This is a genomic window from Nostoc cycadae WK-1 (genome assembly GCF_002897135.1).
In the GTDB taxonomy this organism is placed as follows: domain Bacteria; phylum Cyanobacteriota; class Cyanobacteriia; order Cyanobacteriales; family Nostocaceae; genus Nostoc_B.
Window position 1 is genome coordinate 299011 of the sequence record NZ_DF978425.1, and the last position, 15080, is coordinate 314090.

At 41.9% G+C, this 15080-nt stretch carries 16 protein-coding genes; 7 read left to right on the forward strand and 9 right to left on the reverse strand.

Features of this window, described 5'->3' with window-relative positions:
• Positions 1-6 precede the first annotated feature (6 nt).
• The 5 genes from NCWK1_RS09310 to NCWK1_RS09330 form a co-directional block, all read right to left on the reverse strand.
• Positions 7-747, reverse strand: coding sequence for a class I SAM-dependent methyltransferase (locus NCWK1_RS09310; RefSeq protein WP_096579767.1), 741 nt, complete (start codon positions 745-747; stop codon positions 7-9).
• Between the two features lie 149 nt (positions 748-896).
• Entirely contained in the window at positions 897-1958 is a 1062-nt protein-coding gene (gene hisC / locus NCWK1_RS09315; protein WP_103124514.1) for a histidinol-phosphate transaminase, read from the reverse strand.
• A 345-nt stretch (positions 1959-2303) separates the two neighbouring features.
• Positions 2304-3050 carry a creatininase family protein gene (locus tag NCWK1_RS09320; protein ID WP_103124515.1) on the reverse strand — a complete coding sequence of 249 codons (747 nt, stop codon included), beginning with the start codon at positions 3048-3050 and terminating at the stop codon, positions 2304-2306.
• A 141-nt stretch (positions 3051-3191) separates the two neighbouring features.
• On the reverse strand, positions 3192-3515 hold the full coding sequence (locus NCWK1_RS09325; protein WP_103124516.1) for an ArsR/SmtB family transcription factor: 324 nt from the start codon (positions 3513-3515) through the stop codon (positions 3192-3194).
• An 81-nt stretch (positions 3516-3596) separates the two neighbouring features.
• Positions 3597-4349: a PAP/fibrillin family protein gene (locus NCWK1_RS09330; protein ID WP_103124517.1), complete on the reverse strand. Its 753-nt coding sequence runs from the start codon at positions 4347-4349 to the stop codon at positions 3597-3599.
• A gap of 134 nt (positions 4350-4483) precedes the next feature.
• Here NCWK1_RS09330 and NCWK1_RS09335 point away from each other — a divergent pair, with 134 nt between their 5' ends.
• The 3 genes from NCWK1_RS09335 to mltA all read left to right on the forward strand — a co-directional run bounded on the left by NCWK1_RS09335 (position 4484) and on the right by mltA (position 7871).
• Positions 4484-5887, forward strand: coding sequence for an aromatic ring-hydroxylating dioxygenase subunit alpha (locus tag NCWK1_RS09335; RefSeq protein WP_103124518.1), 1404 nt, complete (start codon positions 4484-4486; stop codon positions 5885-5887).
• Between the two features lie 481 nt (positions 5888-6368).
• Entirely contained in the window at positions 6369-6623 is a 255-nt protein-coding gene (locus NCWK1_RS09340; RefSeq protein ID WP_015112827.1) for a hypothetical protein, read from the forward strand.
• Between the two features lie 3 nt (positions 6624-6626).
• The gene (gene mltA / locus NCWK1_RS09345) at positions 6627-7871 is read left to right on the forward strand and encodes a murein transglycosylase A (RefSeq protein WP_103124519.1); all 1245 of its coding nucleotides are present in this window, start codon (positions 6627-6629) and stop codon (positions 7869-7871) included.
• 123 nt (positions 7872-7994) lie between these two features.
• Here mltA and NCWK1_RS09350 read toward each other — a convergent pair whose 3' ends face one another.
• Positions 7995-8864: a DUF5895 domain-containing protein gene (locus tag NCWK1_RS09350; RefSeq protein WP_096579778.1), complete on the reverse strand. Its 870-nt coding sequence runs from the start codon at positions 8862-8864 to the stop codon at positions 7995-7997.
• 82 nt (positions 8865-8946) lie between these two features.
• Positions 8947-9093, reverse strand: coding sequence for a hypothetical protein (locus tag NCWK1_RS29485; RefSeq protein ID WP_187308096.1), 147 nt, complete (start codon positions 9091-9093; stop codon positions 8947-8949).
• A gap of 6 nt (positions 9094-9099) precedes the next feature.
• Between NCWK1_RS29485 and NCWK1_RS09355 the strand changes: the two genes are divergently transcribed.
• The gene (locus NCWK1_RS09355; RefSeq protein ID WP_103124520.1) at positions 9100-9804 is read left to right on the forward strand and encodes a Uma2 family endonuclease; all 705 of its coding nucleotides are present in this window, start codon (positions 9100-9102) and stop codon (positions 9802-9804) included.
• A gap of 101 nt (positions 9805-9905) precedes the next feature.
• Positions 9906-11075, forward strand: a complete 1170-nt coding sequence (locus NCWK1_RS09360; RefSeq protein ID WP_096579783.1) for a homocysteine biosynthesis protein — start codon at positions 9906-9908, stop codon at positions 11073-11075.
• Between the two features lie 85 nt (positions 11076-11160).
• On the opposite strand, the gene NCWK1_RS09365 is transcribed toward NCWK1_RS09360, so the two are convergent.
• Complete coding sequence (locus NCWK1_RS09365; protein ID WP_103124521.1) at positions 11161-12177, reverse strand: hypothetical protein; 1017 nt, start codon at positions 12175-12177, stop codon at positions 11161-11163.
• 374 nt (positions 12178-12551) lie between these two features.
• Here NCWK1_RS09365 and NCWK1_RS09370 point away from each other — a divergent pair, with 374 nt between their 5' ends.
• Entirely contained in the window at positions 12552-13433 is an 882-nt protein-coding gene (locus tag NCWK1_RS09370; RefSeq protein ID WP_103124522.1) for a tetratricopeptide repeat protein, read from the forward strand.
• A gap of 100 nt (positions 13434-13533) precedes the next feature.
• Positions 13534-13827 carry a HigA family addiction module antitoxin gene (locus NCWK1_RS09375; RefSeq protein WP_103124523.1) on the forward strand — a complete coding sequence of 98 codons (294 nt, stop codon included), beginning with the start codon at positions 13534-13536 and terminating at the stop codon, positions 13825-13827.
• A gap of 255 nt (positions 13828-14082) precedes the next feature.
• On the opposite strand, the gene NCWK1_RS09380 is transcribed toward NCWK1_RS09375, so the two are convergent.
• Positions 14083-14925, reverse strand: coding sequence for a hypothetical protein (locus tag NCWK1_RS09380; RefSeq protein ID WP_245894864.1), 843 nt, complete (start codon positions 14923-14925; stop codon positions 14083-14085).
• Positions 14926-15080 lie beyond the last annotated feature (155 nt).

The window sequence follows — 15080 nt, forward strand, 5'->3', positions numbered from 1 at the left end:
ATCCCTTTAATCAGGAAAGGGTTTACGGGCGATAAATGCAGCATTACCTTTGGGTAAATAGTAACTGCCATAATTACGAGTTGTTTGCACGCGAAAGCCAATTTTTCGTAAGTCTGTGGCTATTTGGGTGGCTCGGTATAATTGCACATAATGTATTTCTTCATCTCGTCTGTAATATTCTCCGACTTGGCGGAAAGTGATGATGCGGCGGGTTAAAATGTTTTGCGATCGCAGTTCTTCTTTTTCAACTAATACCAGCCAATTTTTACCTTCAGTAAAATTTTTAGTTTTATTTCCGATTGCAATTTGTCCTGCTTCCACAATATCGAAGATAAACACACCACCAGGCGTTAATGCTTGATATATGCGTCGAAAAAGCTGAATCAGGTTTTGGCGGTTGTTGTCAGCGTCAAACAAGTAACTCAAACATTCACTAATGGAAGTAACAGCGTGACATGGGGGAATGGCAATTTTAAATACTGAACCAACATAAAATTTGGCTTGGGGAACTCTGTTTTGAGCGATCGCAATCATCGCCTCGGAAATATCAACGCCTAATACCTGATAATTAGACTTGACGAGTTCGTTTGCCCATAATCCACTACCACAACCCAAGTCCACAACTAAACCTGAGTTAATTTTGTTTTGCCGTAAAATTTCTAAAATACCTGGGGCTGATTTGAGCGCATAATCCCGAAAACCATCATCATGGATAAAGGCGAGGTCTTCTTTATACCATTCACTCATATAGCGACCTAAGTTTCAGCAATTTATTTTATCGCAGGAGGCAGGAGGCAGAAGGCAGAAGGCAGGAGGCAGAAGGCAGGAAGTAAAATATTACTACTCCTGTTATTCAAGCTTTCAGGATGTCCTAGTCTATGCGACTACAGTTATATCTAAATTCTTGTTGAAATTAATGCCTTAATGGCATTTACTAAAACTTGATTTTGCTCATCTGTACCAATGGTGATGCGGAGTTTATCTAGTAGTCCGAGGTGGGGAAAGTAGCGGATGAGTATTTGTTGTTCTTTGAGTTTTTGATAGAGATACTCGGCGTTTTGTTGGGGTGGCTGGACTAGTAAAAAGTTGGTGTGAGACTCCCAAACCAGAAAACCCAATTGTTGAAATTCTCTGGTGAGTTGGGTGCGAGATGCTTTAATTTTGGCTACACAAGCATTTTTATAAGCTTGGTCGGTGATGGCGGCTGTGGCAACTGTACAGGCGATCGCATCAATGTTATAACTATCTTTGACCTTAAATAATCCCTGCAACAGCTTGGGATTCCCTATCCCAAAACCCAAGCGCAAACCCGCTAATGAGTAACCTTTAGATAAGGTGCGAATAATTATCACATTCTCATATTCTTTCACCAAAGCTAAGGCATCGGCTTCGGCAAAATCTACGTAAGCTTCATCAATGACTAACACCCCAGATAACTGGCTGGCGAGTTTTTCTAAATCTGGACTAGGGACAACATGACCAGAAGGACTGTTAGGTGAAGCAATAAATGTCACAGCACCATCAGCAGCAATTAACTCTGCTACTGGTAATTTGTAGTCTTCACTGTAGGGAATTTCGATAATATCTGCCGACTGCATTTCCGTCAGGGTACGATATAAGACATAAGTCGGTGTGGGATAAACAACTTTGCGTCCCGGTTCCGTACAGGCTCGCATCACGACATTTAAAATTTCATCACTACCATTACCTACAATAATCCAATCACTCGGTACTCCTAAAACCTGACTTGCAGCTTGGCGAAACTGGTCGCCAAATGGTTCAGGGTAACGCCGCAACCACTCACCGTCAATTTTTTGTAGTGCGGCTAAAGCATGAGGTGAGGGAGGGTAGGGATTTTCGTTACTATTGAGTTTAATGACTTGAGTACCGCGTTTCGGCTGTTCACCAGGAACGTAACTAGCCATTGCATCAACATTGGCGCGGAAAAAATTGCTCATAGCTGCGAAGAAGGTGACAGAAAAGAAACGAGTAGACAAGTATTTTAGCTTGTGAATGAGTATGGGAGCTAGATTAATGAGGCTTTTTTCTGCATTAATGAAGCTTGAATACTTGTGAATGAGCCTTTGATACTCATTAATGAGTATGAGAACTGGATTAATGAGGCTTTTTTTTTGATTAATGAGCTTTTGATACTCATTAATGAGGCTTTTTTCTGCATTAATGAAGCTTAAAGACTCGTGAATGATCTTTTTTCTCCATTAATGAGTCTTTTTGCTCTGAACAACGAGATACTCGACTTTTTAAAAAAGTCGAGTATCTGAAACCCTATCACCTACTATCCTTTAACCTGCGTTGAGAAACTCCAAATATCCATTGCTGAGTTCTTTTACAGCCAAGTCATAAAATTGCTTACCATGTTCTGGAGTTGCTAAAGCGGGATTTGAACCCATACGACCATCTGGGTAACGGTTGCGAAAATCAGCCGCACTATAAATGTTGTGTCCCCGCGCCACTTCTGTAGAAAGGGGTGCTTGTTTAATTGCTTCGGGATAAACATATTGAGTGACAGCTACTTCACTGGGGGTAGCATGAGAACCTTCTTGATCAGCGTACAATTGTTTAGCTAACTCATATACAGATCTGCACATAAACCAGTTAGCTACTTGACATTGCACTTGATGAGCATGGGAAATTTGTAAATCTTCTAGATAAGCGTAAGTTTCCGAGAATGCGGCTTTGAGAGTAGCAATGTTACCGCCGTGGCCGTTGATAAAGTAGAATTTGCTAAAACCAACTTTGACTAAACTAGTTACGTAATCTCGAACTACTTGAATTAAAGTGCTAGGACGGAGACTAATTGTGCCGGGAAAAGCAGTGTGATGCAATGCCATTCCCACATTGATTGTAGGGCCAACGATCGCCCCAGTTGCTTCACCTACACCACGGGCGATCGCTTCTGCACAAATCGCATCAGTACCAATTAACCCTGTCGGCCCGTGTTGTTCTGTAGAACCAATCGGAAAAATTATTCCCTGAGATTGCTGTAAATAAGCTTCAACTTCTGGCCAAGTACTCAAATGCAGTAACATTTTTAATCTACTTCCTTATGAAAATTGCGGTGGAAAGCCAATTTTGCTTTTGTGATTAACTCACCACTAACTCGACTTTAGCCAAATTCAGCAATTCTCACTGGAGTAATTGTTAAGCGATCGCATCCAGGATATCAGATATTAGTCGCAGCAAGAACGTATAGGTGGTATTACACTATGCTGGCGATAATCTGCTAAATATTGCTCTAAAACACTAAATTGCGGCATATTTAAACTGTAATAAATCCAACGTCCTTCTTGACGGGAGTTAACTAAGCCAGCTTCCTTTAAAGTCTTGAGGTGAAACGAAAGTTTTGACTGATTTACCCCCAACGCATCACACAAATCACATACACAAAGTTCTTGCTGTCGCAATAGTTCCAGCACATTAATCCGCAGAGGATCAGAAAGAGCATGAAAGCCCGCAGCAATTAAATGTGAAATAGTAGAAGAAGGGGTTTGCATGAAACGAGGGAGTGGAGAGGATCAGTATGATTTGTAAATTTTAACTATAAAAGTCGCCTGACTGATTTCTGAAAGCGATCGCTATTGCCTTTCACAGACTAAAATGATTCCCTTTTCGCCACAAGTTATCCGCAACTCCTCATCAAGATAGAGAATTTCTAGCCGACCTTTAGGCGATCGCTCCATGATAAACTTAACTTCTCCAGTCTCAGAATTCATTCCTTGTGGTGGAACCAGACCAAACATTAACTTAAACAAACCCAACATCAAACTGTCTTTAAAATTACGTTTGACATTTTGACTCTGCTGACCAAAAATTGCACGCCATTCATCTATTTTATTTGGGTCTTGCGGTGCTAAAATTCCCCCAGTAAATTTGACTTGTAGCACCGTATCACTAATTGGTTCACAAACACCTAAGTTCCGCACAACTCCAGATATTTGCGGATAATTTTCATCAGCAGTCGTAAATTCCACAACAATATCATGACTGCGCTGTTCGCCATTTCCTAATAAAAAAACAGGTTGAGAAACTCGGTCAATTACTAATTTTAGTTTTGTCGGCTGAAACATATTAAAAGCAAGGCGACCAAGAGTATAAGCAAACTTACCATTTGCTAGTCGTTCACCCCCAGGAAAATTCGGCGCACTAATTAATAGCCAGTCATTATCTAATAACTTAACGTTACGAGTTGGTGCTGGATTTGGGTTGACAAGTCGCAGATTTTCAATCGCAGCAATTACAGTTTCATCCTTAGTGTTACCATCACAAGCAGCCAACGCCTGACGTAAAGCTAGTTTCGCACCTGCACATTCCCTTGTGTCTACTGCCATAGTGTTGAAATTGTTTTGTGCAACTGCTTGTTAATTTAGACTATCGGCTGATTTCATGACTCTCGTCTGCCATCTCCGTTAAAAAATTGTTACATTTTTTGTGGGTAGACAATTATTCCTTGACGCATCTCATCATGTCCAACAGCCTCTTACAGCCATTATCCCCAACAACCACAGATAATTTACCTGCTGGTGGACTAGACCCAGAACGCTTTGACCCCTTAGAAGTTTGGTATCCTGTCCACTACATCGCAGACTTAGATAAATCCCAGCTAACGCGCTTCACCTTACTAGAGCGAGACTTAGTTTTGTGGTGGGACAAAAATGAACAGACTTGGCGAGCCTTTGAAGACCAATGTCCCCACCGTTTAGCCCCACTTTCCGAAGGCAGAGTTAACGAAGCTGGCTGGCTAGAATGTCCTTATCATGGCTGGGCATTTTCAGGGACAGGCAAATGTGAAAGCATTCCTCAACAAGTACCAGAGGGAAAAGCCGAAACATCCCCCCGCGCTTGTGTAAATTCATTACCAACCACAGTCCGCCAAGGGTTATTGTTTGTTTATCCTGGTCAACCGGAAAATGCTGCCAAAACACAAGTTCCCATCGTTGACGTTTTAGAAGAAAATACTGAAGGCTGGGTTTGCTTGAATACCTTTCGAGACTTACCTTACGATGCCTTGACATTAATGGAAAACGTTCTCGACTCCAGCCACATTCCTTACACTCATCATCGCACAGTCGGCAACCGCGCCAATGTTGCACCCGTAGAATTAGAAATTGTCGAGTCAGGTAAATGGGGATTTAAAGGCCTTTGGCAAGAAGGCCCCCGCAAAGGCACTTTAGGTAAACAAGATACTACCTTTATTGCACCTGGGTTGATGTGGCATGATCTCACATCCAAGCAATTTGGCAGAACATTAACAGTCGTTTATGCAACCCCTATCCGCAAAGGAGAATGTCGCCTATTTGCCCGTTTTCCTTTCAAATTCTCTTCAAAATTACCAGGGTTATTTCTCAAACTCACTCCTCGCTGGTACTCCCATTTAGGACAAAACAACGTACTAGAAGATGATCAGATTTTCTTACATCACCAAGAACGCTATTTAGAACAAAAAGGTGGCACTGATAACTTTACCAAAGCGTTTTATTTACCAACAAAAGCTGATATTTTTGTATTTCAATTACGTTCTTGGGTCAAACAATATTGTGCAGAATTATTTCCAGGAAAAACTTTACCGCCGCCACTACCCAAAGAGGCTTTATTAGATAGATACCATTCCCACACAAAACATTGTGGTAGTTGTCGCCCAGCTTTGAAAAACCTCCAACGTTTGCGTTTAGGAGTGGTGATAGCAACAGCATTAATTTGGAGTTTGCTGTCTTTATCAGTCTTATTTCCCGGTGATATTTCTCATATCACGGTAATTATTGCCAACGTAGCTGTATTACTCGGTGGCGGTATTTGGTTTGGTTTAGGCAAGTTAGAAAAACAATTTTATCAAGGGCGAGAAATTCCGCCAAGAAATATAGCTTCGTAATGAAGCAAGGTAGTAGCGCGGCAACTTTAATTTGCTAGGTTCAAAAAATGGAAATGCTAATTCTGTCATTGCGAGGAACGAAGCAATCGCAAGGGCTAGGATTGCTTCGTCGTTCCTCCTCTCTGCGAGACGCTACGCGTAGCTTGCTTCCCCGAAGGGGTACGCAATGACATTTTAAATAATTTAATCAACCAAACATTTTCAGCTTGTCACGCTAGTAGATTGGGTGGAGCAATAGCGAAACCCAACAAGGTTTTGATAATATTCACTGTCGATCCCAGCCCGCACACATACTTTCAGGAACAGCTTCAACTCTTGGCCGTCTAGAGGGACAATAAAAGTCAAGACTTTGGAGTAATAGCTCATGGTTGATTAATGCAAAACTCTCCGGATAGCTTTTCTTGCTCCCGTATGCTTACCCTTTTCATTCTGAGGTGACGTGGTTAACATGGGTTGAACATATTTGTAATGATTCAACTTTATGGCTAGAACACCGAATGAATACGCTGTACACCTCTTCCTGGAAACTGGTCATCGTGAGGAAGTAAGGTTTCCCACTATTCAAGAATTCCAAAAATGGTATAGTGGCGAACTAGTTCCTAAGTCTGCCTCGAATGATTTTATTAGTGTACCGATCAAGAATATTCAAGGAGAGTATATGGTTGTCCGCCCATCTCGGATTGTAGCAATCCGGGTAGAACCACTGTTTAGTTCTAGTGTTGAAAGATTCGACTAAATCATGAGAAAAACCCTTGCTTTGGCTTCTTTGAGTCTGGGAATTGCCCTTGTAAACACAATTTGGCCAGCTGTTGCTCAAGTTCCGACGACGATACCGTTACCTGTACCGTTACCTACACAGCCAAGCCCTCAGCCTGAGCTACAATTACCACTCCAACCAGTTGATATTAGTAATACTTGTAATCCGGTATCTACTTGCTTGGGATGGGATGAGCAAATTTTTGGTCGTAAAGGTAAACCAGGCGATCGCAAAGCTCTCTTAGCCGCCATTGATAATAGTTTAGATTATTTGGCCAAAGATAAAGCGATCGCCGCCTATAACAATTATCCGGTGCCAGGAATTACCCGCGATCGCGTGCGACGCAGTTTATTGCGTTTTCGGCAATTAGTAGCAACTGCTAAATCTGCAACTCAACTCCAAGCTGCAATTCAGCGGGAGTTTGTGTTTTACAAGTCCGTCGGCAATGATGGCAAGGGTACTGTTAAATTTACTGCTTACTATGAGCCTATTTATCAGGCCAGTCGCGTTAAAACTTCTATATATAAGTATCCCCTTTATCAACTCCCACCGAATTTCGACCAATGGGCTAAACCTCACCCAAAAAGGATTGATTTGGAAGGAAAAGACGGTTTACAAGGTGATAAAAGCCAGTTACGCGGTTTGGAATTGTTGTGGTTCCGCGATCGATTAGACGCATATATGGTACACATTCAAGGTTCTGCCCAAATCAGGTTAACCAATGGCAAAACTACTTCTGTAGGTTACGCCGGGGGGACTGACTATCCTTGGACTAGTATCGGCAAAGAACTAGCCAAAGATGGCAAACTGCCACTAGAGGGCTTGACTATGCCACGTCTGATTAGCTTCTTCCGCCAAAATCCCTTAGAGTTAAATAATTATTTGCCCCGCTGGGAACGTTTCGTTTTCTTTAAAGAAGTTCCAGGGAGAAAAGCAACTGGTAGTCTTAATGAGCCAGTCACCGCCGAACGTTCGATTGCTACCGATAAATCTATTATGCCTCCTGGCGCACTAGCAATCATTAATGGTTCATTCCCCTATCCGGCTGCTGGTGGCAAATTACAACCTCGGACTGTCAGCCGTTTTGTCTTAGATCAAGATACAGGCAGTGCGATTAAAGGCCCAGGCAGGGTAGATTATTTTATGGGAACTGGTAAACTAGCAGGCGATCGCGCTGGGATTACAGGTGGTAATGGTTCACTATATTATTTACTGCTGAAAAAATAGAAAGGTTCGACTAGTGCGCCAAGCGCAGCGCCACCGCGATAGGCGGACTTTCTCAAAACCCGCACAGGCGGGTTTAGTTTGTATAGCCCCAGACTTCAGTCTGAGGGCTATTTGCTTCATACTTTAGTAAGGCGGATAACCAAAATCATCCTCATCAGCATAAATATAGGAACTAGAAACACCCGCCATCACAGGTTTACTAGTTTCTGTTCTGACAGGTTCCTTGCCAAATTCCTTGTATTCTTCAAAATATTTGCAGATAATTGCCGACTCAGGCGCATCAGAAGCAATCAGGTATTGAGTTAATGTCCCAACTGTTGGATGTTTGTAATCTACAGTAGAAGCAACTAACACCGTGTTGGGTTCAATCCCTCTTTCTTCACACTCAATAATCGGACAAAAAATGCCATGCGCGTGGAATAATGGCCCTTTTGGTGTTACAGGTTGTTTACGATATACAGCATAAGTTCTTTCTAACTCTGCAACAAAACCACTCACAACTTTGCCTTGTTGAAACTCACAATAAGTTTTGCTGAAACTTGCTCCGGCTGCACCATTGAGAGTTAATTGCAGTGGCAATTCATGTAAAAATTTCTTATCTTCACTAACTAAGAAAATTAAATAGCGCGTAAAAGTTTTAAATTTGAGTTTATCAGCCAAAAAGGCATCATAATTTTCTTTTAACGTACCTAATTTCAGCCCTGTTTCACGGTCTTTGACTGACAAAGGCCCTCGACGCACTATCACCAAGCGCGGAGTAGTAGAGATAAAAACTGTTTCAACACCAGAGCTAAATTCATGCTCTACTTGCTGCCAATTTTCATCCGGCTGAAACCCCACAGCATTGGCATTATCTAGCTTGATGGCAAGACCATAGGTTTGCATACCATCTGTGCCATACCGAGGATTAATCATCTGACACCAAGGGATGACTTGAGAAGGCGGCGCATTAAATTTCTCGTCCTCAAAGTCGAACTTAGCAGATGCTTTCATCGTTTTAGGCTGTAGGTGTGTTTTGCTATCCAAGTTTACCGTTGTGCGCTGATGTGGGAATTGTATTTTTCATTTGTACCATTCAAATGGTACATTCTGCACATTCTGAAGTAGATTTTAACAGGAGGGAATACAGATTATCTCGCAACCAAATATCAAAAATGTTTGCCCCTACACCCTGTTTCCAGCTAGAAGTTAAAATAAACCCATCACTACCAGATGCAGTCATCTCCTCATGTCCCTCGCCAAAGAACTAGACGATCCTCAAGCAAACCCAGAAGATGTTATCTTTCCTCCAGGTGATTTATACAGCGACGAACCTCTCTTGGAAACAGAACTGCATCTAGAGCAGATTATGCTCTTACTCAAATGTCTAAAGTGGTTATGGCGAGACAGAAATGACTTCTACGCTGCTGGAAATCTGACTATTTACTACAGTTGGAATAAACGTAAAGATGAACACTTCCGGGGGCCAGATTTCTTTGTTGTGCTGGATACAGAGCGTCGAACTCGTAAAAGTTGGGTAGTTTGGGAAGAAGAAGGGAAATATCCTAACGTAATTTTAGAAATTCTTTCAGAATCAACTGCGAAAACCGATAAAGATTTAAAGAAAAAACTATACCAAAATACTTTCCGCACACCCGATTATTTTTGGTTTGACCCAGAAACTCAAGAATTTGCTGGGTTTCATTTAGTTGATGGTCAATACCAAACTCTAGAAGCAAATGCTCAAGGACATTTGTGGAGTCAGCAGTTAGGTTTATACTTGGGAATTTATGAAGGACTATTGCGATTTTTTACACCAGTAGGTCTATTAATTCCGACACCAGAAGAAGCCGCAGAGTTTGAATGTCAGCAAAAAGAACTAGCGCAAGCACGAGCCGAAAAGTTAGCAGCAAAACTGCGGGAATTAAATATTGACCCAGAAACTATTGATTAATCGGGAATAGGTGATAGGTTACAGATTACAGGTGATAGTAAAGGTTACTGAGCGAAGTCGAAGTACACCCTCATACCCTTACACCCCTAATTTTGATTATTATGCGAACGATCGCCGAAATTAACGAAAAAATTAGCCGCCAGCGTGCAGTCGTTTTCACAGTTGAAGAAGTCAAAGCACGAGTCGCAGAAGTCGGCGTAAGCAAAGTTGCCAAAGAAGTTGATGTAATTACCACTGGCACATTTGAGCCAATGGAATCCAGCGGTGCCATTATTAATCTAGGACACACTGACCCCCCGATAAAAATTCGCCGTTGCTGGATCGATGGTGTACCCGCATATTCCGGTTTTGGGGCTGTCGATTTATACTTAGGTGCTAGTTGTGCAGTGGAGACGATGGACGGTGAAGAAGTCCGCGAACGTGGCGGTGGTCACGTCATTGAAGATTTAATTGCCGGGAAACAGGTACAAGTGAGGGCGCAAGGACAAGTCACCGATTGTTATCCACGGGCAACTTTTGAAACTACCATTACTCGTGATACTATCAATCAATTTTATTTATTCAATCCCCGCAACCTGTATCAAAATTTTATCGTGGGTGTGAATGGTGGCGATCGCCCACTTTTTACTTATCTCGGCCCTTTACAACCCCATCTCGGTAACGCCGTCTACTCTAATCCTGGCGCAATTTCGCCTTTGTTCAACGACCCCGATTTACAACTAATTGGCATCGGGACGCGGATTTTTTTAGGAGGTGGTATCGGCTACATAGCTTGGGAAGGTACGCAACACTTCCCCTTACAAAAGCGGTTAGCCAATCGCACACCCATTGGCCCGGCTGCAACCTTAGCCTTAATGGGGGATGCGAAACAAATGCAAGCCCGTTGGGTGCGTGGTTGTTACTTTAAAAGTTATGGCCCTTCATTGATGTTGGGAGTCGGGATACCATTCCCAGTCTTAAACGAAGTTGTAGTTGAACACTGTGCAGTGCAAGACAAAGATTTAGTCGCGCCCATCGTCGATTTTTCCATTCCCCGACGCGTTCGTCCTACCTTTGGGTTAGTGAGTTACGCCCAACTCAAATCTGGGCGACTCACCATCGAAAATAAACCAGTGCGAACGGCACCTTTAGCCAGTATGTTCTTATCTCGGCAAGTCGCCCTAGAGTTAAAACAATGGATTGCAGCCGGCACTTTTACCCTAACTGAACCGGTCGCCCCAATTCCAATGGAGCGATCGTTCTTACCCCAAGACCGTTGGACAGATTTTTAGGAAGGCAAAAGGCAAAAGTAAAAAAGCAAAAGCAAGAGACAATTCTTATCTTTTACCTTTTTACTTTTTACTTTTTACTTTTTACTTACTCTTGTGGTGGCTTTTGTTTTTTAATCGGCTTAGGCGTAGGAGTAGAAGATTTTGGCAGCGGTTTAGACACCACCGAGGCTTCGCCACCGCCTATTTTCTTGATTGGGCGTGGGCTGGGGCTGTCTCCTCCAGTACGTCTGGGGGGGAATGGTCGGCGACCACCACCACCGCCACCACCACGGAAACCACCGGGGCCACCTCTTTGGGGGGGTCGGCGTTTTTTGGGTAGATCAGCGATCGCCTCAGCTGTTTCTATGGCTAATAAATCACCATCTCGTTTCACTTGAAAGTCCCAGAACTTACCCACAGCTTTTGTGGTGAGGACACCTTTGAGTTTTAGCTTAAAGTATTTAGGTTTTTCATCGTGTTTGCGAGCAGCCTGCTTAATTTTGACAACCAAGTTCTTGTCGTCAAAAGACTGGTAAACTACCTCGCCACGCACAGAAAAACCACCATCGGGAATATCTGATGAAGGTTTAATGTCACTTTTATCAGTTACAACATCATCGGCTGGTGGTAATTCATCATCTGGCGAATCTTGTGCTTGCTGTTTTGCCAGATTTTCTGGTTCCCACACGCCCACAATTTGCAAATGTAAGGCATCATTTTCTTGCTTAGTACGCGGGTAAACCACCCACAGATGATTTTTTTCTAAATCAAGGTGATTCTTAACTAAGCTCATAATGCGACCGAGAAGAACGGCTTGGATTTCCACCCCATCCGCAGTCAAGAGCGTACCTTGAGTAAACTGCTCACTGCTTGCAATGTAGCGACCACGGACTAAGCCGATCGCTCTGTACTGCATTGGTTCGCTGGGTGGGGGAATCGGTTGCTGTCGATTGGCTAAATAAGCATCGTTGTCGGTCTCACTAGGGTCAATAGTCGAATTTTCCGATTCAGAAATTGGAGCTGCTACTGTTGGTACATCAGCGGCTATATCTATCTCGGTTTCAGATTGATTGGACTCAGGCAAATTAGAAGATTCAGGCGAAGGCATCAGGTCGGAATTCATAAAAACTCCTTGCGGCGGAGACACATCCCATTGTGGGATTTTACTAAAGCAACTGGAAAGAGCGTTTGTGCGGCTGATGAAAGTATATTTATTTCCATCAAGGCACAGGACAACACCCAATACAATTTAAAAACGCTAAATTTACATTTATACTCTAAATGTTTAATCTAGCGTCTAGACACCAGTTTCGGAAGCATATCATAGGTATAACTCTGACGGCTCCCCCTAAAGTCATCACTTACTTTAGCAGCGGAAATAGTTATTTGTTATAAAATTCACAGGCAATTGGCGGTATTCCGCAAAGTTTTGGAAATTTTTCATTTCCGATTTGTGTCAATGATAATGTCATTAGAGTTCTGGAGAATTACACAACTGTGTCTCAAACGCGTAATCGTTGGATAGTGCGAGTCATCTTGGCATTAGCAGTTCTTATGTTTGTGGGTGTATCTATAATTCCTATTATTAGCGCTTTCAATAGTCCAACACCGACAAGCCAGAATACTGCTCCCAAAGGTAACTTGGCTTCCTCTGACCAAAAATCAAAATTGCAAGACGAAGTACGGGGTTATGAACTAGTTTTACAACGGGAACCTGAGAATCAAACTGCCCTTAAAGGTTTATTACAAGCGCGGCTACAGCTTTTAAGTCTAAATCAAGGTGATGTTCAAGGAGTAATTGCCCCTTTAGAAAAACTAGCTAAACTCAACCCTGAAAGGTCGGAATATGGAGTCCTCTTAGCTCAAGCCAAGCAACAAATTGGTGATAAAGAAGGAGCCGCCCAAGCATATCGCACAATTCTGGATACTAAACCCGGTGATTTGAAGGCTTTACAGGGTATGGTAGCACTGTTAATAGACCAGCAACGCCCCGAAGCGGCTATTGGTCTATTACAAGAAACTTTAAATAATGCTACTCAAGCCAATAATATTCAGCCGGGAAGCGTGAATGTTATCGCTGTACAGGTGCTATTAGGCAATGTCTATGCTGCTCAAAAACGCTTTCCTCAAGCTGTGAATGTCTATAACCAAGCAATTAAGAAAGATCCCAAAGATTTTCGCCCAGTTTTAGCTAAAGCTATGTTATTGAAGGAACAAGGCAAAACATCTGAAGCTAAACCTTTGTTTGATAGTGCAGTAAATTTAGCGCCTGCTCAATATCGAGACGAAATTAACAAAGCCGCAACCGCTTCCTCCACTCCTACGTCTGCTGCAACTTCCGCACCAGTACCAGTACCAGCAAGTACCCCCAAGCCATAATAAATTGGTTGCTTTAAGATAACTGTAAAAAATAAATTTTTTGGGGGTTTCTCTTAGAGGAACCCCTAATAAATGCAAAAATACCCATCTGGAGAGATAAATGGCACGTTCACCCATCCACCCAGGAGAAATTCTTGGGGATGAAATCACAGAACTTGGTATGACAGCAAGTGATTTAGCTCGTGTTCTCCATGTTCCTAAAAACCGGATTACCGAAATCATCAATGGAAAAAGAGGGATAACAGCTGATACAGCTTTGCGATTAGGTCAATATTTTGGAACTGGTGGAGAGTTTTGGCTAAATCTTCAGAAAAACTATGAATTGAAGTTAGCTGAACAAACGGTAGGCAAAGAAATTCAAGAAACTATTCGTCCTCGTGTTTTAGTTTCTTAGGAATTGTAATAATTTGTCTGTTAAGTAAGGGTGATTTAATTTAACTTGAAAAGATTATCTAAACTGAAAAAGAAACATTACTGCGATTTGAGAGGAACCCCTAATAAATGAGATAGTTACAATTTAGACCATAAAATGGCACTTCCACTCCTCCACCTTGATAAAAAAGAATCCTCGCTTTAAAAATGCGAGGAGTGTCAACAAAAGAATCGCTGAATTGGTATAAGCTAGTACTGGCTTAATCTGTAAAAACTTTTAAGGAGCAACATTTGTAACTACTAATACAGGTTTATTCCGGTACTTTGCTTCTAGTTGCTTCCGCAAATTTAAATCCCAAGTCAGGTTGTAGTCTCGCTCTAATTCTGTAATAACGAGGGGACGCAGGACACCTGAGACAGATATTTGCTCTCCTGGCTTCACTTTTGCTTGTGGTTTTGTGTGTAGTATGAGTAAATCTTCGCCACCTAGCAATTTGTTTTCATCTAGAGTGTAGGCGATCGCACTATTGATATTTGCAACTTTACCTGTGACTGTTAGCTTTTTACCATAGTAGGCGTTGGGGTTCGTAGTCAGTTCGCCTGGATTAGGAGATAAAGCCAGTGATTTAGCTACAATCACAGGTTGATCATCGTAATCTCTGTAATAATCGGTCTGCAAATCTAATTTATAATCTTGATTAATTTGTGCTAAATCAAATCTGCGAACTTGTCCAGTAATTTGAATTGGGATGTTATTTGTACTGGGTAATGTAAAAGGTTGCCCTGTGGCATTAATAACTAAAATATTTTGATTATCAAATAGTTCTTTATCGTTAACTGTAAAGCTGGTAGGGCCAATTAATCTTATCGGTTGAGTGGTAATTGTGACACTTTTGCCAATAAGCTTATCTGTTTTATCTGTGACTTCTTCTATCTGGCTATCTACTATTTCTCGACTAACTTGGTTGCGTTGTTGTTCTGGCGTTGCTGGAGTTATCGCCTGTGGTTGGTCATAACTACAAGCAGGAAGAATTATCGCCATTAATCCTATAGCGATCGCTCCTTTTTTCTGCTGAAGTTTTTGCATCCAATTACTATCAATGACGCTTAGATAATTCACAGTTAAACCTCTTTATTTTTACAAGCAATGATCTAGTTCTACAAATTTTTAGAGCTATTTTCAGCTAATTATGTTTTCAATCAATATAATATCAGTGAGTAATTTATATAATTAGGTTATGCTTTTACCATTAATTTTTCTTCTATCCTTTGAAC

Excerpts from the sequence above, each read along its gene's own strand:
- NCWK1_RS09355 (WP_103124520.1), top strand. The coding sequence starts at position 9,100 with ATGTCCCTCGCCAAAGAACTAGACGATCCTCAAGCAAACCCAGAAGAT.
- NCWK1_RS09340 (WP_015112827.1), top strand. The coding sequence starts at position 6,369 with ATGGCTAGAACACCGAATGAATACGCTGTACACCTCTTCCTGGAAACT.
- NCWK1_RS09350 (WP_096579778.1), bottom strand. The coding sequence starts at position 8,864 with ATGAAAGCATCTGCTAAGTTCGACTTTGAGGACGAGAAATTTAATGCG.
- NCWK1_RS09310 (WP_096579767.1), bottom strand. The coding sequence starts at position 747 with ATGAGTGAATGGTATAAAGAAGACCTCGCCTTTATCCATGATGATGGT.
- NCWK1_RS09365 (WP_103124521.1), bottom strand. The coding sequence starts at position 12,177 with ATGAATTCCGACCTGATGCCTTCGCCTGAATCTTCTAATTTGCCTGAG.
- NCWK1_RS09335 (WP_103124518.1), top strand. The coding sequence starts at position 4,484 with ATGTCCAACAGCCTCTTACAGCCATTATCCCCAACAACCACAGATAAT.
- hisC (WP_103124514.1), bottom strand. The coding sequence starts at position 1,958 with ATGAGCAATTTTTTCCGCGCCAATGTTGATGCAATGGCTAGTTACGTT.
- NCWK1_RS09375 (WP_103124523.1), top strand. The coding sequence starts at position 13,534 with ATGGCACGTTCACCCATCCACCCAGGAGAAATTCTTGGGGATGAAATC.
- NCWK1_RS09330 (WP_103124517.1), bottom strand. The coding sequence starts at position 4,349 with ATGGCAGTAGACACAAGGGAATGTGCAGGTGCGAAACTAGCTTTACGT.
- NCWK1_RS09320 (WP_103124515.1), bottom strand. The coding sequence starts at position 3,050 with ATGTTACTGCATTTGAGTACTTGGCCAGAAGTTGAAGCTTATTTACAG.
- NCWK1_RS09325 (WP_103124516.1), bottom strand. The coding sequence starts at position 3,515 with ATGCAAACCCCTTCTTCTACTATTTCACATTTAATTGCTGCGGGCTTT.
- NCWK1_RS29485 (WP_187308096.1), bottom strand. The coding sequence starts at position 9,093 with ATGACTGCATCTGGTAGTGATGGGTTTATTTTAACTTCTAGCTGGAAA.
- NCWK1_RS09360 (WP_096579783.1), top strand. The coding sequence starts at position 9,906 with ATGCGAACGATCGCCGAAATTAACGAAAAAATTAGCCGCCAGCGTGCA.
- mltA (WP_103124519.1), top strand. The coding sequence starts at position 6,627 with ATGAGAAAAACCCTTGCTTTGGCTTCTTTGAGTCTGGGAATTGCCCTT.